A 23,840-nucleotide genomic window follows, 5' to 3' on the forward strand; every position below is an offset into this window, starting at 1 on the left:
ACACCCATGACAAGTCTCGTTCTCAAGGATATCCGCAAATCATACGGGCAGGTGAAAGTCCTGCACGGCATCGATCTTTCGATCGAACAGGGCGAATTCATCGTTTTCGTCGGTCCGTCCGGCTGCGGAAAATCGACGCTGCTGCGCATGATCGCCGGGCTGGAGGAAATCACCGGCGGCGAGATGTTCATCGACGGCCAGCTCGTCAACGAAATCCCGCCCTCGCGTCGCGGCATCGCCATGGTGTTCCAGTCCTATGCGCTCTATCCGCATATGACAGTTTACGACAACATGGCCTTCGGCATGAAGATCGCCAAGGAAAACAAGCAGGAAATCGACCGCCGCGTTCGCGCCGCCGCCGAAATCCTGCAGCTGACGCAATATCTGGAGCGTTTGCCAAAGGCACTCTCCGGTGGCCAGCGACAGCGTGTCGCCATCGGCCGCGCCATCTGCCGCAATCCGAAAGTCTTCCTGTTCGATGAGCCGCTCTCGAATCTCGATGCGGCGCTGCGTGTCGCCACGCGCATTGAAATCGCCAAGCTCAACGAGCAGATGGCCGATACGACGATGATCTACGTCACCCATGACCAGGTGGAGGCGATGACGCTGGCTGACCGTATCGTGGTTCTGAATGCCGGCCGCGTGGAGCAGGTCGGGGCGCCGCTCGAACTTTACGAGAACCCGGCCAATCTCTTCGTGGCGAAATTCATTGGCTCGCCAGCCATGAACATCATCGAAGGGAAGATCGTCGGGACTGGCGAGCGGACGTCGATCGAGCTGGCCGGCGGCAAGACGCTTGCCGTCAATGTTCCAACCCCCGCATCCGAACAGGGCAAGGCCGCAAGCTTCGGTGTGCGGCCGGAAGATCTGAGCATCGTCACCGGTGATGATTATCTTTTCGAAGGGAAAGTGTCGATTGTCGAGGCTCTGGGCGAGGTGACGCTTCTGTATCTCGAAGCGCCGAAGGGCCAGGAGCCCATCATCGTCAAGGCACCGGGCATTGTCTCGGTCGCCAAGGGGCAAACCCTGCGTTTCGCCGCGCCGCAGGAAAAGCTTCACCTCTTTAATGCCGAGGGCAAGACCTACCGCGTCTGATTGCAGTCGACCCCCAAAAAACCCGGAACGTCCTCGTTCCGGGTTTTTTGCGGAGCTTTTTACGGCTGTGGAAAAATAACGGAAATGTCCCGCTCTCGGTCTGTTTAAGCCTGCGCTGATATGAATTGTTAAAGACTATGACCTAGTCTCGATCCATTGATCGAGCATGGGAGTCTGGACGTGCAGAGCGGTACGGGTGTCATCAGGAACCATTACCTGAGCAAGGAAGAATCCTTCATGTATGACCGCGAAAACCGGTTCCGCATGGAAGATACCATGAATGCGGCACGCATCGAATATACCGAAAAGGCCGTGATGCACATGGCGGCGCGCCGCTGCGATGTCATCCGCATCTCCCAGACCGAAGCGGTGCTGGCGCTGCTGACGAAATACAATCTGCCGAACCAGTTCTATCTCGATATTCCCGACGCTCGCATCACCAAGATCGGCTGCGTGATGTTGCGCGTCAACGCCAATAACACGATCCACGTCCGCTTCCTGCGCATGCTGACACAGAAGGAACTGGACCGCATTTTCGTGTTCAGCACACATCCCGCACACAGGGAACGCAAGCTCGATATCAGGTCGTTCTGAGACCATCTGCGGATCGGCGAAAATGGTTTAACCGGCTGTTTCGACCCTCCGCATCACCCCGTGTCATATCCAGCCGTTGCTAACTATTATCACGGGATGATATAGGTGGTGGAAAGGATATGGCTATGGCAAGCAGTGCAAATCTCGGTCGTCATCTGGAAACTTATGTTTCAGACCTTGTGAAGTCGGGGCGTTATAATTCTCGCAGCGAGGTGTTGCGGGAGGGTGTTCGGCTGGTGGAAGAGCGTGAGAAGAAACTCGCCGCTCTTGATCTGGCAATTGCGCGCGGACTTGCAGACGCAGATGCGGGACGCGTGACGCCAATCAAGGACGTTGCATCGCAACTTAGCGCGAAGTACCGAAAAATTGCGGAAGAAAGCGGGCTGTGATCGTCGTTCTAACCGACGAGGCCAAGGCAGACCTTGAACGCATCGGTGATTTTATTGCGGCTGATAATCCGCGACGCGCAGAAACATTCGTTGTCGAATTGCTGGACCGATGTTCAAGACTGGCGGAGATGCCTCGTGCTTATCCGCTGGTGCCCCGTTACGAGCAAACCGGTGTTTGTCGCCGTCCCTATGAAAACTACCTTGTTTTTTATCGTGTTACCGGAACACGGGTTGAAGTTCTGCACATTCTGAACGGTGCACAGGATCACGAATCCATCCTCTTCCCGCAAGACTGATTCACACATCGATCCCGAAAACGCGGCATGAATCAAGAATTTGCAGGCTCTTGCCGACTGTCTCTGCCTTCGATGCCTGTGAGCTTAAGAAAGCCCGCCCAGAACCGTCTGCTTCAGTTTCACATCCGGCACCTCGGTGAAGGTCAGGTCGCCGCGGCCGAAATAGGATTTCTGGTTGGTCGCGGACCAGTCGTTGCAGACCAGCTTGTAGCGCCCTTTCTTCTCCGGCTTTTCCGGCATGGCGTAGAGATAGTCGCCGGTGCGCGCTGTGAGCGGGATGTCGCCATCCTGGTTGCATCGCTTGAGGATTTGCGCTAACGCCTCGCCGTCCACTTCCGTCACCATCAGCTTGCCGTCGAAACGCAGCGAGGCGTTGAAATCGTAACGGCGAATCTCGCCCTCGGGCAGGCCCGCACCGAAGGAGGTGTGGCCGACGAAGCCGACATCCGCGCCAGTTTTGGCGGCGATAAGCTGCGCCACATGGCGGCCCGCCTCGTCGACGGTCATCGCCTTCGCCGATTTGCCGACAACTTCCCGTTCTTCCGCAGTCAGGTGTTTATCAAGCGTCTGCTCGATCAGGGCCTTGAGGGCAGGGGATGCGGGAGCGCCGCGATCGATGGAGATCGTCTCGATGGCCGCAGCCTTGCCGGGAGCCGCAATGGTCGCCACCGTCATGGAGGTGCACCATGAGCCGGTATGGACATAGCGGGTGGCGCCCTGTTCATGCACGAAGCTCAGATGGTCATGGCCGCCGACAAGCAGGGTGCCATCCGGCAGCAGCGGCAGGATATCACGGTCTGCGACGACGCCGGCATGGCTGAGAACAATGTTGATCGCACCGGGTTTGACGATGCCAGGAAGATTGGCCGTGGCCCATTCCGCGGGCTGCGGAATGTCGAGCATTTCGCGCGTGGCCTTCGGGTAGGTGTTGATCGCATTGGTGGCGAGGCCCGCCACGACGACCCGCTGCTCCCCGAAGCTCACCTCGGCGCTATCAGCCGCATAGGGTTTGCCGCTGCGCTTGTCGATGATGTTGGAAAGCACGGTTATGCCGAGCGCCTGGGCGCGGCTGACGAAATTGGCAAGATCATTGTCGATATCGGGTTCATGATTGCCGATATTGATGACCGTGGGGGCAAGCTTGGCGAGCGTCGCAAGGAAGGTCCATTCGATTTCGCCGGCCGAACGTGTGGCCACAGCGTTGCCGAGTTCGAAAAGATCGCCATTCAACAGGATGATGTGGGGCGTCTTGTCGGCGGCGATACGCGTTTCAATGGCCGCGAGAAGCTGGCCGATACGCTCATAGGCCGAATGCAGGTCGGAGATGACGATGGCGCGAAGGGCTACATCCTGCGCCATAACGGGCGTGGCCGCCACCAGCAGCGGCAGCATGGCGGTGCCTGCCATAAGCTTCAGCACGTCGCGGCGTTTGCTTGAAAAAATCGTCATGTCATTGCCCCATCATCCGAAACTGCGCCGTCGTCCCACGGTCGGCTGGAGAAGGCCCTATAGGGCGATCGTCACAGCCGCATGACAAGTCTGACGTTTAGGATGTGGGAAATAAAGCGGATTCTGTCGGTATCCCGGCGACACCGCAAAGCAGGGTTGAAAGGCGAAAGCCGCATCCGGCCTTCGCCTCCACAAAATCAATGGAAGAGAACGCTGGCGCCCTGATCGGCCGGGCCGGCATTGCGGCGGAAGGGGGCAAAAAGTTCGCGACCCATGCCCCATTCATTACCGGAAAGATCGGCGCGCGCCGGTTCGCGTTTTGCCAGCTCGGCGGCGGAAACCAGCACCTCGAGCGAGCCGGAAATGGCGTCGAGACGGATGATATCGCCGTCGCGGATGAGCGAGATCGGGCCGCAATCGGAAGCCTCAGGCGTGACATGGATGGCGGCAGGCACCTTGCCGGAGGCGCCGGACATGCGCCCGTCGGTCACCAGCGCCACCTTGAAGCCGCGATCCTGCAGCACGCCAAGCGGCGGCGTCAGGCGGTGCAGCTCCGGCATGCCGTTGGCCTTCGGTCCCTGGAAGCGGACGACGGCGATGAAATCGCGGTTGAGCTTGCCGTCCTTGAAGGCGTCCTGAAGTTCCTGTTGGTCGTGGAAAACGATCGCCGGTGCTTCGATGATGTGGCGTTCCGGCTTGACGGCGGAAATCTTGATGACCGATTTGCCGAGATTGCCCGTTAGCATCTTCAGGCCGCCCGTTGGCTGGAACGGGGTTTCGATGCTGGAAAGAACCTTCGGGTCGTGGCTCTGTTCGGGTGAGGGCTGGCGGGTGACGGCGCCCTTCTCGTCCAGCAGGGCATCCACGGTGTAGGCTGCAAGCCCCTGTCCGAAAACTGTGCGAACATCGTCATGCACGAAGCCCTGCTTCAGGAGCTGCTTGATGAGGAAGCCCATGCCGCCGGCGGCGTGGAAATGGTTCACATCCGCAAGACCGTTGGGATAGACGCGGGCGAGCAGCGGCACGATGTCCGAAAGATCGGAAATATCCTGCCAGGTGAGGATGATGCCGGCGGCACGCGCCATGGCGATCAGATGCATGGTGTGGTTGGTGGAGCCGCCCGTCGCATGCAGGCCGACGACACCGTTGACGACCGACCGCTCGTCGATCATCTCGCCAGCGGGCGTGAATTCATTGCCCTGCGCGGTGATGGCGAGAGCTCGCTTGGTGGCCTCGCGGGTCAGCGCGTCACGCAGTGGCGTGCCGGGATTGATGAAGGACGAACCAGGCATGTGGAAGCCCATGATTTCCATCAGCATCTGGTTGGAATTGGCGGTGCCGTAGAAGGTGCAGGTGCCGGGGCCGTGATAGGATTTGGATTCCGCTTCCAGCAACTCGGCGCGGCCGACCTTGCCTTCGGCATAAAGCTGGCGAATGCGCGACTTCTCGTCATTCGGCAGGCCTGATGTCATCGGACCGGCGGGAACGAAGACGGCGGGCAGGTGACCGAAGGCGAGGGCCGCGATCACGAGGCCGGGCACGATCTTGTCGCATACGCCGAGATAGAGAGCCGCATCGAACATGTTGTGCGACAGACCGATACCGGCAGCCATGGCGATGGCATCGCGGGAAAACAGCGAAAGCTCCATGCCGGGCTGCCCCTGGGTCACGCCATCGCACATGGCGGGAACCGCGCCTGCCACCTGCGCTATGCCGCCGGCCTCCCTGGCCGCATCACGGATGATCGCCGGGAAGGTCTCATAGGGCTGGTGAGCCGACAGCATGTCGTTATAGGCGGTGATGATGCCGAGATTGGGAACCCGGTCGCCGGCAAGGATGTCCTTGTCGGCGGGGGAACAGACGGCAAATCCATGCGCGAGATTGCCACAGGACAGAACGGAACGGTGAACGCCTTTGGAAACCTGCAGCCGCAGCCGCTCGAGATAGGTCTCGCGGTAGGGCTTGGAGCGTTCGACGATGCGGGCGGTGATGGCCTGAATGCGGGAATCGGCGGACATGGGCGTTCATCCTGTTCGTTGGTCGGCAACCGGCGTTCCGGGAGGTGAACGGCCGGTTGTCGTGGTTCAGTCTTCATGTCTTCGGGGCGCGTGTCGCGGGCCGCAGAGGCGGCAACCGCACTGGCTCATGGCGCCCAGTATATATCCACGGGCGTTTCCGCCCGGTTCAGCACGGCACGGATCGGCATTTCATCCTCATCCTCACCGGACTGTGCTTTCTCCAGCGTCGCCTTCTTGGCTGCACCTTCGATATGAAGCACCAGAAAGCCGGCATCGTGCAGGCTGGAGAAGTTGAAGGTCAACCGCTCCTCGCCGGCATTTTCCGCCGCCATGGTCAGGACGCCGCGCGGTTCATCGAGATCGAGCGCTTCGTAGAGATTATCTCCACCGGGGAAGAACGATGCCGTGTGGCCATCCGTTCCCATGCCGAGAATGACGACATCGAAGGGATCGCAGATCGCTTCGGTCTTGACCGTCGCAAGGGTTGCGGCATCTTCCGGCGAGGCCGCCGGCTGGAACAGCGGCACGAAATAAGCCGCCTTCGCCTTGTCCTGCAAAAGGTTTTCGGCGACGAGACGATGGTTCGACCGGTCGCTTTCCGGCGGCACGAAACGCTCGTCCACCAGCGTCACGCTGATATTGGGCCAGTCGAGATCGTGTTTGGAAAGCGCCTGAAAAAACAGCTTCGGTGTCGACCCGCCGGAGACCGCAATGCTTGCGGCCCCCCGTTCCTTGGTTGCCTCATCAAGGCGTTTGGCGACCTCAGCCGCCAGCGCGGTCGCCAGCGCTGAGGGAGTGTCGAAGACGTGAATGGTTTCGCTCATCGCGCGGCCCTCAGTCGGCATCGTGCCAGGTGCGGCCGTCGCGCTCGATCAGTGCGATCGAGCCGCTCGGACCCCAGGTGCCGGCCGTGTAACCCTGTACGCCCTGGCCAAGCTCTTCCCAGCTCTTGAGGATCGGATCGACCCAGTCCCAGGCGGCCTCGACTTCGTCGCGGCGCATGAACAGCGTCTGGTTGGAACGGATGGTATCCATCAACAGCCGCTCATAGGCATCGGGGCTGCGCACGTTGAAGGCTTCCGCAAAGCTCATATCCAGCGAGACCTGACGCAGGCGCATGCCGCCCGGGCCGGGATCCTTGATGAGCAGAGACTGCTTGACGCCTTCATCCGGTTGCAGGCGAATGACCAGTTTGTTGGCCTCGATTTTTCCGGCCGCATCGTCGAAGATCGAGTGCGGAATCTGTTTGAAGGTGACGACGATTTCCGAAACGCGGGTCGCGAGGCGTTTTCCCGTGCGGATGTAGAAGGGAACGCCCGCCCAGCGCCAGTTGGCGATTTCAGCCTTGATGGCGACGAAGGTTTCGGTGTTGGAAACGCCGCCTTCCAGCTCTTCCAGATAGCCTTTGACCGGGCCACCGGCGGAAGCGCCGGCGCGGTACTGGCCGCGAACGGTCAGCTTTTCGACATTACTGGTATCGATCGGCTTCAGCGAACGCAGAACCTTCAGCTTTTCGTCGCGCACCGCTTCCGATTTCATCGAAGCGGGTGGCTCCATGGCCACGAGGCAAAGCAGCTGAAGGATATGGTTCTGCACCATGTCGCGCAGCGCCCCGGCCTTGTCATAATACCCGGCGCGGCCTTCCAGACCGACCGCTTCGGCAACCGTGATCTGAACGTGGTCGATATGGGCGGAATTCCACAGCGGCTCGTAAAGCGCATTGGCGAAACGCAACGCCATCAGGTTCTGCACCGTCTCCTTGCCGAGATAGTGGTCGATACGGAAGATCTGCTCTTCCTTGAAGACGTGGCCGATGGTGTCGTTGAGTTCCTGGGCGGAGGCGAGATCGCGGCCGATCGGCTTTTCCACGACGATGCGGGTCGAACGGGTGATCAGCTTGTGCTCACGGATCTTGTCGGCGATATCGCCGAAAATGCCCGGTGCGACGGCCAGATAAAAGGCGCGCACGCGCTCCTTGCCTTCGTCCAGCAGCTTCTTCAGCACATCCCAGCCATTGTTGCCCTTGGCATCAACAGGCACATAAAAAAGCCTGTTCAGGAACACGGCAACCTGCGCGTCGTCATATTCGCCGGCCTTCAGGTGCTCCTTCAGCGCGTCTTGCGCGAATTTGCGATATTCCTCATGGGTCATAACCGAACGCGATGCGCCGATGATGCGGGTCGGCTCCGTGAACTGACCTTCGACCTGCCGGTGATAGAGGGCTGGCAGAAGCTTGCGCTCGGCAAGATCGCCCGTGCCGCCGAAAACGACACAATCAAAAGGTTCAACAGGAATGATCTGACTGCTCATATCGATTCTCTCGATCTTCAAAGGTTGGGGCATCAATAATCTAATCGATTTAAAAATGCCAGACTCAGTTATGTGAAATTATGAATTTTGGTTCGGCCGTAGGCCGTAAGTGGAATGGGTTGCGTTTCGGAATATGCCTTTTGCCGGCGGCGGCACCGAAAAGAAGAACAGTACCATGAGAGCGGCAATCCCCCGCCAGAACGGATGGATGGCGTCCGTCCTTCCGAGGTCGTGGCTTTGCTCGATGCTATCCAATAACATCTGCGCTTCCTCGACTTGTCGTGCAGCTACGCGAATTTCTATTCCACCGAGAGCGACAGTGTAATGCCAGAATATCGAGGCGAAGTGGCTCGGCAGCGCAAGCGTTGGCACTCCATATGCCCGCAGGAAAGACGCCGTCACTACGGTTTCTGCTAGCCCGTAGCCTGTTGCAACAGTGACAAGCCCGTCATCCGCTCTTTGCATCGAACCTCCTTGTTTCATACTGAAGGATCAGAACCTGTCCCGCAACGCGAACCACGACAACGCCAGAAAGAGCAGCGGCGCGCGGAGCGACGCCCCACCGGGGAAGGCGGGCACTTTCAGCCGCGCGAAGGGCGCCAGCATGTCCTTTTTACCGAGGACCAGATCGGCATAAAGCTTGCCACAATAATTTGACAGCATCACCCCGTGGCCGGAATATCCGCCGATGGAGGTGACGCCGGGCATGACCTCGCGCACGAAGACCGACCGTGGAAGTGTGATGCCGACGGAGCCGCCCCAGGAATGGGTGACTTCGACGGCCTTCAGCTCGGGATAGATTTCAGCGATCTGCCGACGGATATGGCTTGAAATATCGCGCGGCGCATCGGCCGTATAGGCCTCGCGCCCGCCGAACAGCAACCGGTTGTCGGCCGTCTTGCGGAAGTAGCGCACCACGAAACGGGAGTCGGCCACGGCCTCCCGGTCGGGAATGATGTCAGGAAACGCATCCAGCGGCGCGGTGGCGCCGATAAAGGAACGGATCGGCATTATATGGGCGGCTGTTACCGGTTCCAGATTGCCGATATAGGCATTGGTCGCAATCAACACCCGTGGCGCGGTGATCGTACCGAAAGGGGTTTCGATGATGGTCTTGCCGCCCACTTGCCGGATGGATTTCGCCGGCGTCATTTCATAAATGTCGGCGCCGGCATCTTTCGCCGCCTTAGCCAGCCCCACCAGCAGTTTCAGCGGGTGGATATGGCCGGTGCCCGTATCGCGCGTGCCGCCGAAGTAATGGGTGGAGCCCACGCGTTTACGCGCCTCGCCGCGTTCCATGTAGGAAATATGCGGATAGCCGTAGCGATTGTTCATCGCATCGACACTTCGGCGATAATCATCCTCGTAGGCGGCCTTGTGCGCCACATAGAGCTGCCCGGGAAGATATTCCATGTCGATGCCGCGGCTGACGGCGAAGCCGCACAGGTAGTTTTTGGCGTCCTCGGCAATGTCGAACAGCAGCTTCGATTGCTCGAAACCGATCTCTTCTTCCATCTCGTCGGGGAAGGAACGCTGGCCGGTGCCGAACTGCCCGCCATTGCGGCCCGAAGCGCCATCGCCGAAACGATGCGCTTCGATGAGGGCGACGGAGACACCGTTTTCGGCGAGGTTGCAGGCGGCCTGAAGGCCGGTATAACCGCCGCCGATGATCGCGACATCCACCTGCTTCGACCCGTCGAGGGTGGGATAGTCAGGCCGCTCGCCGACGGTTGCCTGATACCAGGATAGTCCCGGCGCAATCGGGCTTTGCCATGTCATGCTCGTGGTTCCTCACACGTTGAGAAGCAGGAACTCGCGCTCCCAGGGGCTGATGACCTGCATGAAGGTCTCGAATTCCCCGCGTTTCAGGCCGGCATAAAGGCCCACGAATTCATGGCCGAACACCCGGTCGAACTGCTCCTCGCCTTCCAGCAGGGCAACGGCTTCAAGCAGGCCGCGCGGCAGGTCGATGGAGCCTTCATTTGCCGTATCGGCGGTCGGTTCGGTCGGCTCGATATTGTTGACGATGCCGAGCCAGCCGCAGCCGAGCGAGGCGGCAAGCGCCAGATAGGGGTTGGCGTCCGAGCTCGGCAGTCGGTTTTCGACACGCCGCGCCTGCGGGCCGGAAATCGGCACCCGGAAAGCCGTGGTGCGGTTGTCGTAACCCCAGGCATTGTTGACCGGGCAGGCCATGTCGGGCGTCAGGCGGCGATAGGAATTCACATAGGGCGCCAGCATGACGAGCGCGTTCGGAACATAACGCTGCATGCCGCCCACGAAGGAGAAGAATTCTTTCGAGGGGCTGCCATCAGGATTGGAAAAGATGTTGCGGCCGCTGTCGATTTCCACCACCGATTGGTGGATATGCATGGCCGAACCCGGCTGGCCCTGCATCGGCTTGGCCATGAAGGTGGCGTAGATGCCGTGCTTCAGCGCCGCCTCGCGAATGGTGCGCTTGAACAGGAATACCTGGTCGGCAAGCTCGATCGGGTCGCCATGGCGCAGGTTGATTTCCAGCTGCGCCGGGCCTTCCTCATGGATCAGCGTATCGATCTCGAGACCCTGTTTTTCGGAGAAATGGTAGATATCGTCGATCAGCTCGTCGAATTCGTTGATGCCGGCGATGGAATAGCTCTGACCGCCAACGATGGAGCGTCCGGACCGGCCCTTCGGCGGATGCAGCGGATAGTCAGGGTCGTCATTCATGGCGACGAGGTAGAATTCGATCTCAGGTGCGACGACCGGCTTCCAGCCCTTTTCGGTATAGAGCGAAAGCACGTTCTTCAAAACGTTGCGCGGCGTGTAGGGAACGAAATTGCCCTCGGCATCGACAACGTCGCAGATCACCTGCGCGGTTGGATCGCTTTCCCAAGGCACGACGGACAGCGTCGAAAGATCCGGCACCAGTTTCAGGTCGCTGTCGCGTGGCTCGTAGCGGAAGTTCGCCGTCTCATCAGGATATTCGCCTGATATCGTGTGGCGGTAGAGCGCGGACGGCAGGGCGAGCGAGGTGTCGCCCGTGAATTTCGCCGTCGGCATCATCTTGCCGCGCGCAACCCCGGCAAGGTCTGGCGTGATGCATTCTATGTCTTCGATCCCGCGCGCGCGCAGCCATTGCGCGGCTTCGCGCCAGGAGGAAACGCCACGGGTGGAGGAAAGATCGAGGGGAGGGGACTTCTTTGCCATGGTTGCCTGTTTCTTCGGGCGGAGCATGGTTTTTTTGGCGGGCATGTATCACCGGGTCTGTGTTTCTGGTGGAGCCATCATAACCGTAGTTTGACAATTGGCGAGGGGGAAAGCGCCATTGACAAGCGGCGGCACTTGGAAAAGAGGAAAGGAAACGGATCGGATGAAATGATGACAGAGAAATGTGACGTGCTGATTTTGGGAGCGGGCGCCGCCGGCATGATGTGCGCCGTCCGCGCCGGCCAGCGCGGCCGCTCCGTCGTCGTTCTCGACCATGCGAAAGCGCCGGGCGAAAAGATTCGCATCTCCGGCGGCGGCCGCTGCAACTTCACCAACATCCATGCCGGGCCGAAGAATTATCTGTCCGCCAATCCGCATTTCGCCAAATCCGCGCTCGCTCGTTATACGCCGCGCGATTTCCTTGCCCTTGTCGAAAAACACCGCATCGGCTGGCATGAAAAGACGCTCGGCCAGCTTTTTTGTGACGACAGCGCCAAGGACATCATCCGCATGCTGCTTGGCGAAATGCAGGCGGTGAATGCGAAGCTGCGGCTCGAAACCGCCGTCTCTGATGTCACCCATGATGGCGCCCGTTTTCGCGTTGCGACATCCGGAGGCGTCATCGAGGCCGAAAGCATTGTCATTGCGACGGGCGGCAAGTCGATCCCGAAAATGGGCGCGACCGGATTTGCCTACCAGATCGCCGAGCAATTCGGCCTGTCGATTGTCGAAACGCGTCCCGGCCTTGTACCTCTGACGCTCGATCCCGCTTCGTTGGAAAAGCTCAGCCCGCTTGCCGGCGTCGCCGTTCCGGCCGAGATTTTCCATGGCAAGACCTCGTTCGAGGAGGCGTTGCTGTTCACCCATCGTGGTTTAAGCGGCCCGTCGATCCTGCAAATCTCCTCCTATTGGCGCGAAGGCGATGTCATCCGCCTGAAACTGGAGCCGGCGCGCGATATCCTCGCCTTGCTAAAGGAAGCGAAACAGAAGAACGGCCGCCAGTCGGTCCAGACCGCTCTGGCGGAAATCCTGCCGAAACGGCTGGCCCAGCATGTCGTCGAAAAATCGGGCCTGACCGGCAATCTTGCCGATATATCAGACAAGGTTCTGGCGAGTTTGGCGAATGAGGTGCAGGACTGGCAGATCAAACCCGCCGGGTCCGAAGGCTACCGCACGGCGGAAGTCACGCTTGGTGGTGTGGACACGACCGGCCTCGATTCCCGCAGCATGGCGGCAAAATCCGTGCCCGGCCTCTACTTCATCGGCGAATGTGTTGATGTTACCGGCTGGCTCGGCGGTTATAATTTCCAGTGGGCCTGGGCCTCCGGGCAGGCGGCTGGCGAATTCGCCTGAGATCGCCTGCCTTAAGGCCTTGTTAAGGTGCATGGAGTCATCCTGATAAAATGCCAGCAAGGCAGGATCACCCCGTGATCCCGCTGCACATGATGTCCTGCTGGAGGCTCTTAACAGGGCATGGGTCGGTTGAGTTTTTTGTCAGGAGCCCGCGCATGAACAGATCTGCACATCGCCGTCCTCACGCCATCGCCATTGCCCGCGCCGAAAGCGAGAGCCGGCAGCTGGCCTTCCGCCTCAGCATCATCGCCGCCGGTGCTCTCGCGACCCTGATCGCTCTCTTGTACTGATCGGCGGCTTCTTGCCTTCGCAAGGTCGATAAGCGCGCTGAAAAGCCGCGACATGCGCGATGCCTCGGCCATATCCTTATAAAACTGTTCTTCCTGCAGAATGGCTTCGCGCCGCGTGCGCGGCTTCTGATTGTCAATGATGGCCCGTGCTGCAAAAATCGCGTGCATGTTCGCTCTCCTTCTCACTGCGGAGGGCCATGATGCACGCCGTTTTTTGATTTATCTGCGCAAGAAAATGCGCTACGTTTTTCACCGATGAAAAACGTCACCTGGGATTCCTACCAGCTTTTTCTCGATGTATCACGCAGCGGTGGCCTGACGGGTGCTGCCGCGTTGACGGGTTTAAGCCCGGCAACTGTCGGGCGGCGCATGGTCGAGCTGGAGGAGCGCATCGGCAAGGCCCTGTTCCAGCGCAGCCAGACCGGATACGCCCTGACGGCGGATGGCCGCGCGTTGTTCGACCGGCTTCAGGCGATGGAGAATGCAGCCAAGGACATCGAGGGATGGCAGAAGGCGTCGTTGGCGTCTTCCATCGTTCGTATTGCCGTCGGTACCTGGAATGCCTGGCTGCTGGCAGTGAATTTCTCCGCCATCTGCACGGATCGCGATGATTTCCGCATCGATCTTTTCATTGCCGAACAGCGGGCCTCTCTGGCGCATCGCGAAAACGACATCGGCATCCGCGCCTTTGAGCCGCAGGAGCGTAACCTTGCCGCCATCAAGACGGGGGAGGTGGCCTATGCGCCCTACAGGCTGCGCAATGCTGCCGCCACTGTAACCGACCGTTGGTTGGCGGTGGCGGAAGAGAGCGCCATTTCCACCTATCTGCGCTGGCCGCATGAGAACCGCCGCAACGATATTGCCGTGACGGTGAACCGGCCGGTGGCGCTGCTCGATCTGGTGCTGGCCGGGGCCGGGGTCGCCGTGCTTCCCTGTTTCGTCGGCGATGCGGATGCGCGGCTTCTTCGTGAAGGCGGCGAAATCGAACCACTCCGCCACAATCAATGGATCGTCATGAATAATGACGATCGCCACCGCCGTGATATCAGGACGGTGGCGGATCGGATGACCCGTCTCATCAAGGGGCATTCCGATCTTTATGCCGGGCGCAAGAGCCGCCCGGCATGAAAGAATGGCTGCCGGTCAGGCGGCGGCACTTCCCTGCGCAACGATGACCGGGATCAGCAGATCGCCCCAGTTGCCGCCGCCGCCATGGTGGCGGGCCGAGCGGACGAGCTCGACGGAAACACCGGCCTCGACGGCTTTCATGACGGCCTGGTTGAGGCGGTGCAGATCATTGGCCAGCATGCGGATGGCTGCCTGCTGATCCTGCGTCATGGCGGAGGATTGCTCCTCGGCGCGTTCCTTGACGTGGGTCTTGATGGGGTTGTGGGCATTCATGGCATTTCTCCTCTCATTATTGTCAGGGGTTTTTGATCCGGTTTGCAAGCCCTTCCCGATATCGGGAAGGGCCGTTTTGCTTGTTTATTCGGCCGCCGGGCGGAACTGGTCGTGCTCGGTGGATTCCTTCATGGCTGTCGTGGACGACGTGCCGCCGGAAATGGCGAGCGATACGGCGTCGAAATAGCCGGTGCCGACTTCGCGCTGGTGCTTGGTGGCGGTGTAACCGTTCACTTCCGCTGCGAATTCCGCCTCCTGAAGCTCGGAATAGGCCGCCATCTGCCGGTCCTTGTAACCGCGCGCCAATTCGAACATGCCGAAATTCAGCTGGTGGAAACCGGCAAGCGTGATGAACTGGAACTTGTAGCCCATCGCGCCGAGTTCCCGCTGGAACTTGGCGATCGTTGCGTCGTCGAGGTTCTTTTTCCAGTTGAACGACGGCGAGCAATTGTAAGCCAGCTTCTTGCCGGGATGCACCTTGTGCACGCCTTCCGCAAACCGGCGCGCCTGTTCGAGATCCGGCTTTGACGTTTCGCACCAGATCAGGTCGCAATAGGGCGCATAAGCAACGGCGCGGGCGATGCAGGGCTCAAGACCGTTCTTGACCTGATAAAAGCCCTCGACGGTGCGCCCGGCATCGTAATCAACAAACGGACGGTCGCGCTCATCGATATCGGAGGTCAGAAGCTTGGCGGCCTCCGCATCCGTGCGGGCTATTACCAGCGTCGGCACACCCATGACATCAGCCGCAAGCCGCGCCGCCGTCAGGTTGCGGATATGTGCCGCCGTCGGTATCAGCACCTTGCCGCCGAGATGCCCGCATTTCTTTTCCGATGCCAGCTGGTCTTCATAATGAACGCCCGCCGCACCCGCCTCGATGAAGGCCTTCATGATCTCGAAAGCATTGAGCGGCCCGCCGAAACCGGCCTCCGCATCGGCAACGATCGGCGCAAACCAGGTGTCGACCGAAAGGCCCTTGCCCTCCGCCGTCTCGATCTGGTCGGCGCGCTGCAAGGTGCGGTTAATGCGCTTTGCCAGTTCCGGCGCCGCATTGGCGGGGTAAAGCGACTGGTCGGGATACATGGCCGATGCCGTGTTGGCGTCCGCCGCAACCTGCCAGCCCGAGAGATAGATCGCCTTCAGCCCGGCGCGAACCATCTGCATGGCCTGGTTGCCGGAAAGCGCGCCGAGCGCATTGACGAAATTTTCCTCGTTGATCAGCTTCCACAGCCGGTTTGCGCCCATTTCGGCCAGCGAATGGCGGATGTCGACGGAGCCGCGCAGCCTCTCCACATCGGCGGCGGTATAGGTACGCTCGATGCCGTCAAAACGTCCCTGCGGTGCACCCGGAACAAGCTTGTAAAAATCAGTCATACTTCTCTCTCCCAAGATAAATACAGTTTCAAGAACGGGCGACTGTGCATTGCGTGCGCCGCCGTTCGATGTGACTACATTTACATTTTTCGAGATTTGAGCGCCAGAACAAACATAAAAACAGTGACTTGAAAGAGGTTATCCTGTAGGATGCGTGACAGGGTGAAGCTGTAAAATTGTAAATTTTGTAAAAGACTTTGGCCCCACGAGTTTGTAACAGACTTGTATGAGTCGCGGATGGGGAGGTGAGGCTGTGTCGGAAAACAAGATTTTTGCCGGGCCGCGTGTGCGCCGCATTCGCAACGGTCTGGCGTTGACGCAAACGGCGATGGCCGACGCGCTGGCGATCTCGCCATCTTATCTCAACCTCATCGAGCGCAACCAGCGGCCGCTCACCGTGCAGCTGCTTTTGAAGCTTGCCTCCGTCTACAAGGTCGATCTGGATGACCTGCAGGGAGAGAGTGCCGGTTCCGCCGGGCAGCTGCGCGAGGTCTTTGCCGATCCGCTGCTTGCGGGCGAGGTGCCGTCGCCGCAGGAACTGATCGAGGTTGCCGATGCCGCGCCCAATGCGGCAAGCGGCGTCCTCAAGCTTTACCGGGCCTACCGGGAACAGGCGCAGCGCCTTTCCGATCTCTCCGATCTTCTGGCGCGGGAAGGGCATGAGACGGCGCTTTCCTCCACCCGTCTGCCGATCGACGAGGTACGGCATGTCTTTGAAAACCGGCCGGCCTATTTCCACACCATCGATGCGGCGGCCGAAGAACTCCACAAACACCTGTCGGCGGGCGACGATCTGGCTTCGGGGCTGAGGGCATGGCTTCAGAAAAACCATGGCATCGTGGTCCGCACTCTGCCGGTTCATGCCATGCCGAACCTCAGGCGGCGTTATGACCGCCATTCGATGCGGCTGTTTTTATCCGAACGCCTGTCCCAGCCGGATCAGCTGAGGGAAATGGCCATGGAGACCTGTCTTCTGGCGCTTCGCGAAGAAATCGGCGGGGAGCTGGAGGCGCTGAGCCTGAAAGGGGAAGAGGCAAGGCGCATCGCCCGCTTCGAACTGGCGCGTTACGCCGCCCATGCGTTGATGATGCCCTATGGCGCGTTCCTGAACGCCGCCCAGCGGGCGAAATACGATCTCGAGGTTTTGCGGTCGCGCTTCAACGTTTCTTTCGAACAGGCGGCAAACCGTCTTGTCAGCCTGCAACGGCCGTCAGCAGCGGCGATCCCGTTTTTCCTGATGGAAATCGACAATGCCGGCAACCGTTTCCGCCTTGCAGGGGCCAGCGGTTTTCCACGGGCGCGTTTTGGCGGCCTCTGTCCGCGGCTCAACATCCATGCCGCCTTCGCACAGCCGGGACAGGTGCTGGTGGAAGCAGTTGAGATGCCGGATGGCGACGCGTTCCTCACTGTGTCGCGCACGCTGGAAGGCCCGCAGGCGGGTTTCGGCGAAAGGGTGCGGCGAACGGCCGTGCTTCTCGGCTGCGATCTCGCCCAGGCCGGAGACACCGTCTATGGCCCGGCCGCCTCGGGTGCTGCGCCCGTCGCCGTCGGGCCTTCGTGCCGGCTGTGCGAAAGGCAGGGCTGTCTGTCGCGGGCGGAAGCGCCGCTGACGCGGCCGCTGGGGCTCGATGAAATGGTCACCGGTCTTAGTGTTTTCGACTTCCAGTAGGTGTTTCCATTCGCATTTTTGCAGCCGGAACACATTTGGTTGAAAATGCTGTGCTGCACATTTCCCGCTTGCTCCCTTTTGTTTTCCTTTCTAGTCTCTCCAAAAAAAGGGGATCACGCTTCCACCGTGAGGATGCGTTAACAGGAGACATCATGAAAAACCGTTCTCTCCGTCTGACCTTGGCTCTCACCACCGCGCTCGTTGCTGCAGGCTCGGCAATGGCCCAGGAGAAGGTCGTCCACGTCTATAACTGGTCGGATTATATCGACGAATCGATCCTTAGCGATTTCACCAAGGAAACCGGTATCAAGGTCGTCTATGACGTTTTCGATAGCAACGAGCTTGTGGAAACCAAGCTTCTGGCCGGCAGCTCCGGTTATGATGTCGTGGTGCCCACCGGCCCCTTCCTCGCCCGCCAGATCAATGCCGGCGTGTTCCAGAAACTCGACAAGTCCAAGTTGCCGAATCTGAAGAACATGTGGCCCGAGGTTTCCGAGCGTATGGCCAAATACGACCCCGGCAACGAATATGCCGTGAACTACATGTGGGGCACCACCGGCATCGGCTATAATGTCGCCAAGGTGAAGGCGGCCCTCGGCGATGTTCCGGTCGACAGCTGGGATATTCTCTTCAAGCCGGAAAATGCCGAAAAGCTGAAATCCTGCGGCATCAATATTCTCGATGCGTCGGACGAGACCTTCGCCATCGCCATGAACTATCTCGGCAAGAATCCGGATAGCAAGGAAACCGCCGATCTTGAGGCGGGCGGCGACGTCTACATGAAGATCCGCCCCTATGTGAAGACCTTCAATTCCTCCGCCTATATCGATGAACTGGCGAACGGCGACAGCTGCATCACCATCGGCTGGTCGGGCGATATCCTGCAGGCGAAGAGCCGCGCCGAGGAAGCCAAGAACGGTGTCGAGGTGAACTACGTCATTCCGAAAGAAGGCACCTACATGTGGTTCGACAACCTTGCCATCCCGGCGGATGCCAAGAATGTCGAGGAAGCCCACGCCTTCATCAACTATCTGATGCGACCGGAAGTCATCGCCAAGGCCTCCAACTATGTTCAGTATGCGAATGGCAATCTCGCGGCGCAGGCGGTGATGGATGAGTCCGTCGTCAAGAACCCGGCGGTCTATCCCGATGCCGAGACGCTGAAGAAGCTCTTCACCATCTCGCCCTATGGACCGAAGGAACAGCGTGTCCTGAACCGCGTCTGGACGCAGATAAAGACCGGTAGCTAAGCAGATTTGGAATGGGGTGGATTCTATCCACCCCCATTCCTGCGCTTGCCACAGTTGCCAGCGACCTGACGTCTGTCAGGTCAGATGAAGTCTTTTCAGCCCAAGGACTTGGGTTGGCTGGTTCCCTGTGACATCCTCGGGGTTGTTCCGGGGAACAGGAATGAAGACAATGGAATGGCATCGATACGGCCTCCTGGTCGTATAGGTTGTCGATGGGTTCTTGGGTGAAACGGGGCGGGCATGGCAAAGACACTTGGACCGGTCAAACGCAAATTTAGCCCTTGGGACAATCCCGATGCGGTGCCCTTCATCCGCTTTGAAAACGTCACCAAACGTTTTGGCGATTTCGTCGCCGTCAACAATCTGACGCTGGATATCTATGAACGCGAGTTCTTCTCGCTGCTCGGCCCCTCCGGCTGCGGCAAGACCACGCTGATGCGCATGCTGGCCGGTTTCGAGGAACCGACCGAGGGCCGCATCCTGCTGCAGGGCAAGGATATTTCCGGCGTTCCGCCCTATAAGCGGCCCACCAACATGATGTTCCAGTCCTACGCGCTTTTCCCGCATATGTCGGTGGAAAAGAACGTCGCTTTCGGTCTGGAGCAGGACGGCCTGCCCAAGGCGGACATTTCCGCCCGCGTCGAGGAAATGCTGCGGCTCGTCAAACTCAGTGAATTTGCCAAACGCAAGCCAAGCCAGCTGTCCGGCGGCCAGCGCCAGCGTGTGGCGCTTGCCCGCTCGCTTGCCAAGCGGCCCAAGGTGCTTCTGCTGGATGAACCGCTCGGTGCGCTCGACAAGAAGCTGCGCGAGGAAACGCAATTCGAACTGATGGACATCCAGACCAATCTCGGCCTTACCTTCCTCATCGTCACCCACGATCAGGAAGAAGCGATGACGGTCTCGGACCGCATCGCGGTCATGGACAAGGGCAATGTCGTGCAGGTGGCGACACCGGCCGAGATTTATGAAGCGCCGAATAGCCGCTATGTGGCGGATTTCATCGGCGATATCAATATTTTTGACGCCAATGTCGTCGCCAATGCCTCCGATATCGGCAAGCCCGGCCCGGTGACGCTGGATTGCGAAGGGCTGAAGGTGGCGGTGGAGCAGGAATGTGCTGCCGCGATCGGCAGCCAGGTGGCTTTCGCCATCCGCCCCGAAAAAGTCCGCATCTCGCTCGACCAGCCCGCCGATAGCAGCATCAATTCCGCCTATGGCGAGGTCTGGGATATCGGTTATCTCGGGGACTTCTCCGTCTTCATCGTCAAGCTTGCCGATGGCCGCGTCATCCGCGCCGCGCAGGCGAATGTCTCGCGTCTCGTGGATCGCCCGATCACCTTTGGCGATATGGTGTGGCTGAACTGGAAGCCGGATTCCGGCCTCGTCCTGACGCGCTGAGGGAGGTTTCGATGGCGATCACCACTCCTGAAAACCGGCAAAGCCTCTGGCGCTGGCTGGTCGTCGCGGTTCCCTATGTCTGGCTGCTGCTGTTTTTCGCAGCGCCCTTTTTCATCATCTTCAAAATCTCGCTGTCGGATACGGCAATCTCCATGCCGCCCTATACGCCGGTCTTCGAAGGATTTTCGAAGCTCGGCGCGTTTTTCTCGCAGTTGGATTTCGAAAACTACCTGTTTTTGACGGAAGACCCGCTCTATATCGACGCTTATCTTTCGTCGTTGCGCATCGCACTCATCTCCACCTTCCTGTTGTTGCTGATCGGTTATCCCATGGCGCTTGCCATGGCGCGTTCGCCATCATCCGTCCGCCCGACGCTGGTAATGCTGGTCATCCTGCCGTTCTGGACCTCGTTCCTGATCCGCGTTTACGCCTGGATCGGTATTCTGAAGCCTGAAGGTCTACTGACGGTGCTGTTTCAGTGGCTCGGGTTTCTGGGGCCGGACCAGCAGGTCAACATCTTCCGCACCGAGACGGCGATCTTCATCGGCATCGTTTATTCCTATCTGCCCTTCATGGTGCTGCCGCTCTATTCGGCGCTGGAAAAGCTCGACAATACGCTGCTGGAAGCGGCGGCCGATCTCGGTTGCCCGCCATGGAAAGCTTTCTGGAAAATTACCTTCCCGCTGTCGCTGCCGGGCGTCGTGGCCGGATCGATGATCTGCTTCATTCCGATAACAGGGGAATTCGTCATCCCCGATCTGCTTGGCGGCGCCCAGACGCTGATGATCGGCAAGACGTTGTGGACGGAATTCTTCGGCAACCGCGACTGGCCCTTGGCATCCGCCGTCGCCGTGCTGCTTCTCATCTTGCTGGTGGTGCCCATCGCCATCTTCCAGAACCAGCAGAAGAAGGCGGGGTGAGGCCATGAAGCGTGGAAAATTCGACATTACCGTCCTCACCCTCGGTTTTGCCTTTCTTTATATCCCGATCATCATCCTGATCGTTTATTCCTTCAACGCCTCTAAGCTCGTCACCGTCTGGGGCGGCTTTTCGCTGCAATGGTATCGCTCCATGTGGTCGAACCAGGGGCTGATGGATGCGGCCTGGGTGACGCTGCGCGTCGGTATCCTCAGCGCCACCATCGGCACAATTCTCGGAACGCTTGCGGCGCTGTCGCTGACGCGGTTCGCGCGGTTTCCGGGCCGGGTGCTGTTTTCCGGCATGATCTATGCGCCGCTCGTCATGCCGGAAGTGATCACCGGCTTGTCGCTCCTGTTGCTCTTCGTGGCCGTCGGGGTGGATCGCGGTTTCTGGACGGTGGTTATAGCCCATACGACTTTCACCATGTGTTACGTGGCGATTGTCGTGCAGTCGCGGCTCCTGACCTTCGATCGCAGTCTTGAGGAAGCAGCGCTCGATCTTGGCTGCCCACCGGTCAAGACCTTCTTCCGCATCACCCTGCCGCTCATTTTTCCCGCCGTCATCGCCGGCTGGATGCTGGCCTTCACGCTGTCGCTGGACGATCTGGTGATCGCCAGCTTCGCCACGGGCCCCGGCGCAACCACGCTGCCGATCAAGATCTATTCGCAGGTTCGCCTCGGCGTAACGCCGGAAATCAACGCCATCTGCACGATCCTGATCGGGCTCGTCACCATCGGCGTGATTGTCGCCTCCATCGCTTCCAAACGCACGGAATTGCAGCGGATGCGGGACGAACATGCGGCGGCACGGAACTGATCGAATACCCTGCGTCAATTTTTACGCGTTACTGTTGAAATCGCGAGAAAAGTAGAAGCTGTTAATTTAGTTTCGGCGTTTTACGGTCTCAGAATAGGAATTTTCGTGGGTAATTGATCGATTTTGGTTTTAACCGCTTGTTAATAGGAGTTGGCGGAAAGTAAATCCAACGCAGGGCCGTCAAATTTTTGATAGCCGGGACTGATAATTTCCATATGGCGAGATTGTCCCCCTTTCTCTCGTTGAAAAGCACAACTCATTCAGGCGGCCGCAAGGCCGCCTTTCTTTTTGCCGCAAAGGCTCGCGCCACTCAGCGATTTTCGGGATGATCCATGGATTTCGATACGAGAAGCACGGGAATAAGTCCGGCAATGATGATGATGATCGCCGGCACGGCCGCATCCTGCACCCTTGCGCGCGACGCATCCTCATAAACCAGCGTGGCCAGCGTGTTGAAGCCGAAAGGCCGGAGCAGGATGGTGGCCGGCAGTTCCTTCATGGATTCGATCAGGACGAGCAGAAAAGCCGTCAGCGCTGCGGGCCGCATGTTGGGCAACAGCACCTTGAACAGCGTCTGTGTCCGGTTGCGCCCAAGCGTCCGCGAGGCCATGTCGATATGCGGAGAGAGCTTGTGGAAACCGGCATCGAGCGTACCCTCCGCCATGGTCATGAAGCGGACGGCATGGGCGTAAATGATGGCGAAGGCGGTGCCGGAGAGCAGCAGCCCGGTGGAAAAGCCGAAATGTGCGCGTATGAAGCTGTCGACGCCATTGTCGAGGCTGGCCAGCGGAATGAGGACGCCGATGGCAAGCACGGTTCCCGGCGCGCCATATCCCATGGAGCCGAGGCGCGCCGCCACTTTTGAGAGGCGCGAGCGCTCGGTGCGGATGGCATAGGAAAACACGAAAGCGGCAATCAGGGTCACGAAGGCGGCAGAAAGCGAGACTTCGAGACTGTGTCCGAGTGCTTTCAGAAGCTTCGGCGCAAACAGCGCATCGAGCCTTCTGGTGGCGTAACCACCCAGCACGATGACGGGAATCAAAAAGCCGCTCGCCACGGGAACGAAGCATAGAAGGCTCGCGCCCCAGCGCCGCCAGCCGGCAAGCACCTTCAGCCGGTGGCGCTGCGCCATGCTTGTCGCTTTCGGCGCGCCGAAACGCTGCTTTTCCCGCGCATTGCGTTCGATGACGATCAGCGCACCGACGATGACGAGGATGACGGCGGCGATCTGCGTCGCATTGGCGAGGTTGCCGCGATTGAGCCAGGTTTCGTAGATGGTGAAAGTCAGCGTCTGAACGCCGAGATATTCAACCGCGCCGATATCGTTCAGCGTTTCCATCAGGACCAGAGAAAGCCCGATGGCGATGGCCGGCCGGGCCATCGGCAATTGCACGGAGAAGAACACGTTCAGCGGTTTTGCGCCAAGCGTGCGGGCCGCTTCGGCCGCAAACCGTCCCTGCATGGAAAAGGCGGCGCGGGCCGAGAGATAAACGTAAGGATAGAGGACCGAGCTCAGGACGATCACGGCGCCGCCAAGCGATCGTATGTCCGGAAACCAGTAATCGCGGATGCTGTGATACCCGAAAGCGGCGCGCAACGCGCTCTGCACCGGGCCGGTAAAGTCGAGAAACTCGCCAAACGCATAGGCGGCGAGATAGGAAGGGATGGCGAGCGGCAGGACGAGCGCCGCGGACAATAACCGCCGCAGTGGAAATTCGAAGGTGGTGACAAGCCAGGCGCAGACGATGCCGAAGAAAGCCGTCGTCGCGGCCGTCATCCCCAAGAGCAGGAAGGTGCGAAACCCGGCGCGCGGCAGGACATTGACGAGAAGATGCTGCCATCCCTCCGTGGTGCCCGTCAGCGCCAGCCAGAAGATCGCCAGAATGGGCATGGCGGCAATGGCCGCGACGATGACCGCCGTGATGGGCAACACCGAGAAGCGTCTTGTTGCCGGAAGGGAAACCGTCATGGACATGCCAGTCTACTGTCGTGCAAAGGCCTCAACCGGCGACCATGGTGCCGGCGGCTCTC

General features: G+C 59.6%; 22 protein-coding genes. 12 read left to right on the forward strand and 10 right to left on the reverse strand.

Annotation, left to right across the window (positions count from 1 at the left end):
* Nucleotides 1-6 precede the first annotated feature (6 nt).
* From ACQZ48_RS04760 to ACQZ48_RS04775, 4 genes are all read left to right on the forward strand, one after another.
* Nucleotides 7-1,095, forward strand: a complete 1,089-nt coding sequence (locus tag ACQZ48_RS04760) for an ABC transporter ATP-binding protein (protein WP_077983382.1) — start codon at nt 7-9, stop codon at nt 1,093-1,095.
* Between the two features lie 237 nt (nt 1,096-1,332).
* Nucleotides 1,333-1,689 (forward strand): hypothetical protein, encoded by a 357-nt coding sequence (locus ACQZ48_RS04765; protein ID WP_162520486.1) that lies wholly within the window; start codon nt 1,333-1,335, stop codon nt 1,687-1,689.
* A gap of 125 nt (nt 1,690-1,814) precedes the next feature.
* Nucleotides 1,815-2,078 (forward strand): type II toxin-antitoxin system ParD family antitoxin, encoded by a 264-nt coding sequence (locus ACQZ48_RS04770; protein WP_142912770.1) that lies wholly within the window; start codon nt 1,815-1,817, stop codon nt 2,076-2,078.
* The gene (locus ACQZ48_RS04775; RefSeq protein WP_191217067.1) at nt 2,075-2,374 is read left to right on the forward strand and encodes a type II toxin-antitoxin system RelE/ParE family toxin; all 300 of its coding nucleotides are present in this window, start codon (nt 2,075-2,077) and stop codon (nt 2,372-2,374) included. The genes ACQZ48_RS04770 and ACQZ48_RS04775 overlap by 4 nt, the downstream gene beginning before the upstream one ends.
* A gap of 84 nt (nt 2,375-2,458) precedes the next feature.
* Here the strand turns inward: ACQZ48_RS04775 and ACQZ48_RS04780 are convergent, their stop codons facing one another.
* From ACQZ48_RS04780 to ACQZ48_RS04810, 7 genes are all read right to left on the reverse strand, one after another.
* On the reverse strand, nt 2,459-3,823 hold the full coding sequence (locus ACQZ48_RS04780; RefSeq protein WP_191217066.1) for a metallophosphoesterase: 1,365 nt from the start codon (nt 3,821-3,823) through the stop codon (nt 2,459-2,461).
* Nucleotides 3,824-4,020: 197 nt separating this feature from the next.
* Entirely contained in the window at nt 4,021-5,841 is a 1,821-nt protein-coding gene (edd, locus tag ACQZ48_RS04785; RefSeq protein ID WP_077983378.1) for a phosphogluconate dehydratase, read from the reverse strand.
* Between the two features lie 125 nt (nt 5,842-5,966).
* Complete coding sequence (gene pgl, locus ACQZ48_RS04790) at nt 5,967-6,665, reverse strand: 6-phosphogluconolactonase (RefSeq protein WP_191217065.1); 699 nt, start codon at nt 6,663-6,665, stop codon at nt 5,967-5,969.
* A 10-nt stretch (nt 6,666-6,675) separates the two neighbouring features.
* Nucleotides 6,676-8,151: a glucose-6-phosphate dehydrogenase gene (zwf, locus tag ACQZ48_RS04795; protein WP_077983427.1), complete on the reverse strand. Its 1,476-nt coding sequence runs from the start codon at nt 8,149-8,151 to the stop codon at nt 6,676-6,678.
* A 78-nt stretch (nt 8,152-8,229) separates the two neighbouring features.
* Nucleotides 8,230-8,616: a hypothetical protein gene (locus ACQZ48_RS04800; protein ID WP_142912773.1), complete on the reverse strand. Its 387-nt coding sequence runs from the start codon at nt 8,614-8,616 to the stop codon at nt 8,230-8,232.
* 27 nt (nt 8,617-8,643) lie between these two features.
* A complete protein-coding gene (locus tag ACQZ48_RS04805; protein ID WP_191217064.1) occupies nt 8,644-9,930 on the reverse strand; it encodes an NAD(P)/FAD-dependent oxidoreductase in 1,287 nt (428 codons plus the stop codon).
* A gap of 12 nt (nt 9,931-9,942) precedes the next feature.
* Nucleotides 9,943-11,382 carry a glutamine synthetase family protein gene (locus tag ACQZ48_RS04810; protein WP_077983374.1) on the reverse strand — a complete coding sequence of 480 codons (1,440 nt, stop codon included), beginning with the start codon at nt 11,380-11,382 and terminating at the stop codon, nt 9,943-9,945.
* Between the two features lie 123 nt (nt 11,383-11,505).
* On the opposite strand from ACQZ48_RS04810, the gene ACQZ48_RS04815 reads away from it, so the two are divergent.
* The 3 genes from ACQZ48_RS04815 (at nt 11,506) to ACQZ48_RS04825 (ending at nt 14,108) form a co-directional block, all read left to right on the forward strand.
* The gene (locus ACQZ48_RS04815; RefSeq protein WP_191217063.1) at nt 11,506-12,690 is read left to right on the forward strand and encodes a BaiN/RdsA family NAD(P)/FAD-dependent oxidoreductase; all 1,185 of its coding nucleotides are present in this window, start codon (nt 11,506-11,508) and stop codon (nt 12,688-12,690) included.
* A gap of 155 nt (nt 12,691-12,845) precedes the next feature.
* Entirely contained in the window at nt 12,846-12,980 is a 135-nt protein-coding gene (locus tag ACQZ48_RS04820; protein WP_276327083.1) for a hypothetical protein, read from the forward strand.
* Between the two features lie 255 nt (nt 12,981-13,235).
* Nucleotides 13,236-14,108: a LysR family transcriptional regulator gene (locus tag ACQZ48_RS04825; protein WP_077983371.1), complete on the forward strand. Its 873-nt coding sequence runs from the start codon at nt 13,236-13,238 to the stop codon at nt 14,106-14,108.
* 15 nt (nt 14,109-14,123) lie between these two features.
* Here the strand turns inward: ACQZ48_RS04825 and ACQZ48_RS04830 are convergent, their stop codons facing one another.
* Nucleotides 14,124-14,381 carry an SMc00767 family acetate metabolism repressor gene (locus tag ACQZ48_RS04830; protein ID WP_003493954.1) on the reverse strand — a complete coding sequence of 86 codons (258 nt, stop codon included), beginning with the start codon at nt 14,379-14,381 and terminating at the stop codon, nt 14,124-14,126.
* 84 nt (nt 14,382-14,465) lie between these two features.
* Complete coding sequence (gene aceA, locus ACQZ48_RS04835) at nt 14,466-15,755, reverse strand: isocitrate lyase (RefSeq protein ID WP_137409788.1); 1,290 nt, start codon at nt 15,753-15,755, stop codon at nt 14,466-14,468.
* 253 nt (nt 15,756-16,008) lie between these two features.
* Here aceA and ACQZ48_RS04840 point away from each other — a divergent pair, with 253 nt between their 5' ends.
* The 5 genes from ACQZ48_RS04840 (at nt 16,009) to ACQZ48_RS04860 (ending at nt 21,809) form a co-directional block, all read left to right on the forward strand.
* On the forward strand, nt 16,009-17,424 hold the full coding sequence (locus tag ACQZ48_RS04840; protein WP_191217062.1) for a helix-turn-helix domain-containing protein: 1,416 nt from the start codon (nt 16,009-16,011) through the stop codon (nt 17,422-17,424).
* Between the two features lie 152 nt (nt 17,425-17,576).
* Nucleotides 17,577-18,674, forward strand: coding sequence for a polyamine ABC transporter substrate-binding protein (locus ACQZ48_RS04845; RefSeq protein ID WP_448728628.1), 1,098 nt, complete (start codon nt 17,577-17,579; stop codon nt 18,672-18,674).
* Nucleotides 18,675-18,914: 240 nt separating this feature from the next.
* On the forward strand, nt 18,915-20,072 hold the full coding sequence (locus tag ACQZ48_RS04850; protein ID WP_142912780.1) for an ABC transporter ATP-binding protein: 1,158 nt from the start codon (nt 18,915-18,917) through the stop codon (nt 20,070-20,072).
* An 11-nt stretch (nt 20,073-20,083) separates the two neighbouring features.
* Nucleotides 20,084-20,992 carry an ABC transporter permease subunit gene (locus tag ACQZ48_RS04855; RefSeq protein ID WP_077983366.1) on the forward strand — a complete coding sequence of 303 codons (909 nt, stop codon included), beginning with the start codon at nt 20,084-20,086 and terminating at the stop codon, nt 20,990-20,992.
* Between the two features lie 4 nt (nt 20,993-20,996).
* Complete coding sequence (locus ACQZ48_RS04860) at nt 20,997-21,809, forward strand: ABC transporter permease (RefSeq protein WP_004432617.1); 813 nt, start codon at nt 20,997-20,999, stop codon at nt 21,807-21,809.
* A 310-nt stretch (nt 21,810-22,119) separates the two neighbouring features.
* Here the strand turns inward: ACQZ48_RS04860 and ACQZ48_RS04865 are convergent, their stop codons facing one another.
* Entirely contained in the window at nt 22,120-23,784 is a 1,665-nt protein-coding gene (locus tag ACQZ48_RS04865; RefSeq protein WP_191217061.1) for an ABC transporter permease, read from the reverse strand.
* Between the last annotated feature and the right edge of the window lie 56 nt (nt 23,785-23,840).

It is taken from the genome of Agrobacterium sp. 22-209-1, assembly GCF_053522485.1.

Bases quoted from the DNA above. Each gene is read 5' to 3' on its own strand.
- ACQZ48_RS04865 (WP_191217061.1), bottom strand. From the start codon at position 23,784: ATGTCCATGACGGTTTCCCTTCCGGCAACAAGACGCTTCTCGGTGTTG.
- ACQZ48_RS04810 (WP_077983374.1), bottom strand. From the start codon at position 11,382: ATGCCCGCCAAAAAAACCATGCTCCGCCCGAAGAAACAGGCAACCATG.
- ACQZ48_RS04820 (WP_276327083.1), top strand. From the start codon at position 12,846: ATGAACAGATCTGCACATCGCCGTCCTCACGCCATCGCCATTGCCCGC.
- ACQZ48_RS04760 (WP_077983382.1), top strand. From the start codon at position 7: ATGACAAGTCTCGTTCTCAAGGATATCCGCAAATCATACGGGCAGGTG.
- ACQZ48_RS04770 (WP_142912770.1), top strand. From the start codon at position 1,815: ATGGCAAGCAGTGCAAATCTCGGTCGTCATCTGGAAACTTATGTTTCA.
- ACQZ48_RS04845 (WP_448728628.1), top strand. From the start codon at position 17,577: ATGAAAAACCGTTCTCTCCGTCTGACCTTGGCTCTCACCACCGCGCTC.
- aceA (WP_137409788.1), bottom strand. From the start codon at position 15,755: ATGACTGATTTTTACAAGCTTGTTCCGGGTGCACCGCAGGGACGTTTT.
- ACQZ48_RS04825 (WP_077983371.1), top strand. From the start codon at position 13,236: ATGAAAAACGTCACCTGGGATTCCTACCAGCTTTTTCTCGATGTATCA.
- pgl (WP_191217065.1), bottom strand. From the start codon at position 6,665: ATGAGCGAAACCATTCACGTCTTCGACACTCCCTCAGCGCTGGCGACC.
- ACQZ48_RS04815 (WP_191217063.1), top strand. From the start codon at position 11,506: ATGATGACAGAGAAATGTGACGTGCTGATTTTGGGAGCGGGCGCCGCC.
- ACQZ48_RS04805 (WP_191217064.1), bottom strand. From the start codon at position 9,930: ATGACATGGCAAAGCCCGATTGCGCCGGGACTATCCTGGTATCAGGCA.
- ACQZ48_RS04800 (WP_142912773.1), bottom strand. From the start codon at position 8,616: ATGCAAAGAGCGGATGACGGGCTTGTCACTGTTGCAACAGGCTACGGG.
- ACQZ48_RS04780 (WP_191217066.1), bottom strand. From the start codon at position 3,823: ATGACGATTTTTTCAAGCAAACGCCGCGACGTGCTGAAGCTTATGGCA.
- ACQZ48_RS04850 (WP_142912780.1), top strand. From the start codon at position 18,915: ATGGCAAAGACACTTGGACCGGTCAAACGCAAATTTAGCCCTTGGGAC.
- edd (WP_077983378.1), bottom strand. From the start codon at position 5,841: ATGTCCGCCGATTCCCGCATTCAGGCCATCACCGCCCGCATCGTCGAA.
- ACQZ48_RS04860 (WP_004432617.1), top strand. From the start codon at position 20,997: ATGAAGCGTGGAAAATTCGACATTACCGTCCTCACCCTCGGTTTTGCC.
- ACQZ48_RS04830 (WP_003493954.1), bottom strand. From the start codon at position 14,381: ATGAATGCCCACAACCCCATCAAGACCCACGTCAAGGAACGCGCCGAG.
- ACQZ48_RS04855 (WP_077983366.1), top strand. From the start codon at position 20,084: ATGGCGATCACCACTCCTGAAAACCGGCAAAGCCTCTGGCGCTGGCTG.
- zwf (WP_077983427.1), bottom strand. From the start codon at position 8,151: ATGAGCAGTCAGATCATTCCTGTTGAACCTTTTGATTGTGTCGTTTTC.
- ACQZ48_RS04765 (WP_162520486.1), top strand. From the start codon at position 1,333: ATGTATGACCGCGAAAACCGGTTCCGCATGGAAGATACCATGAATGCG.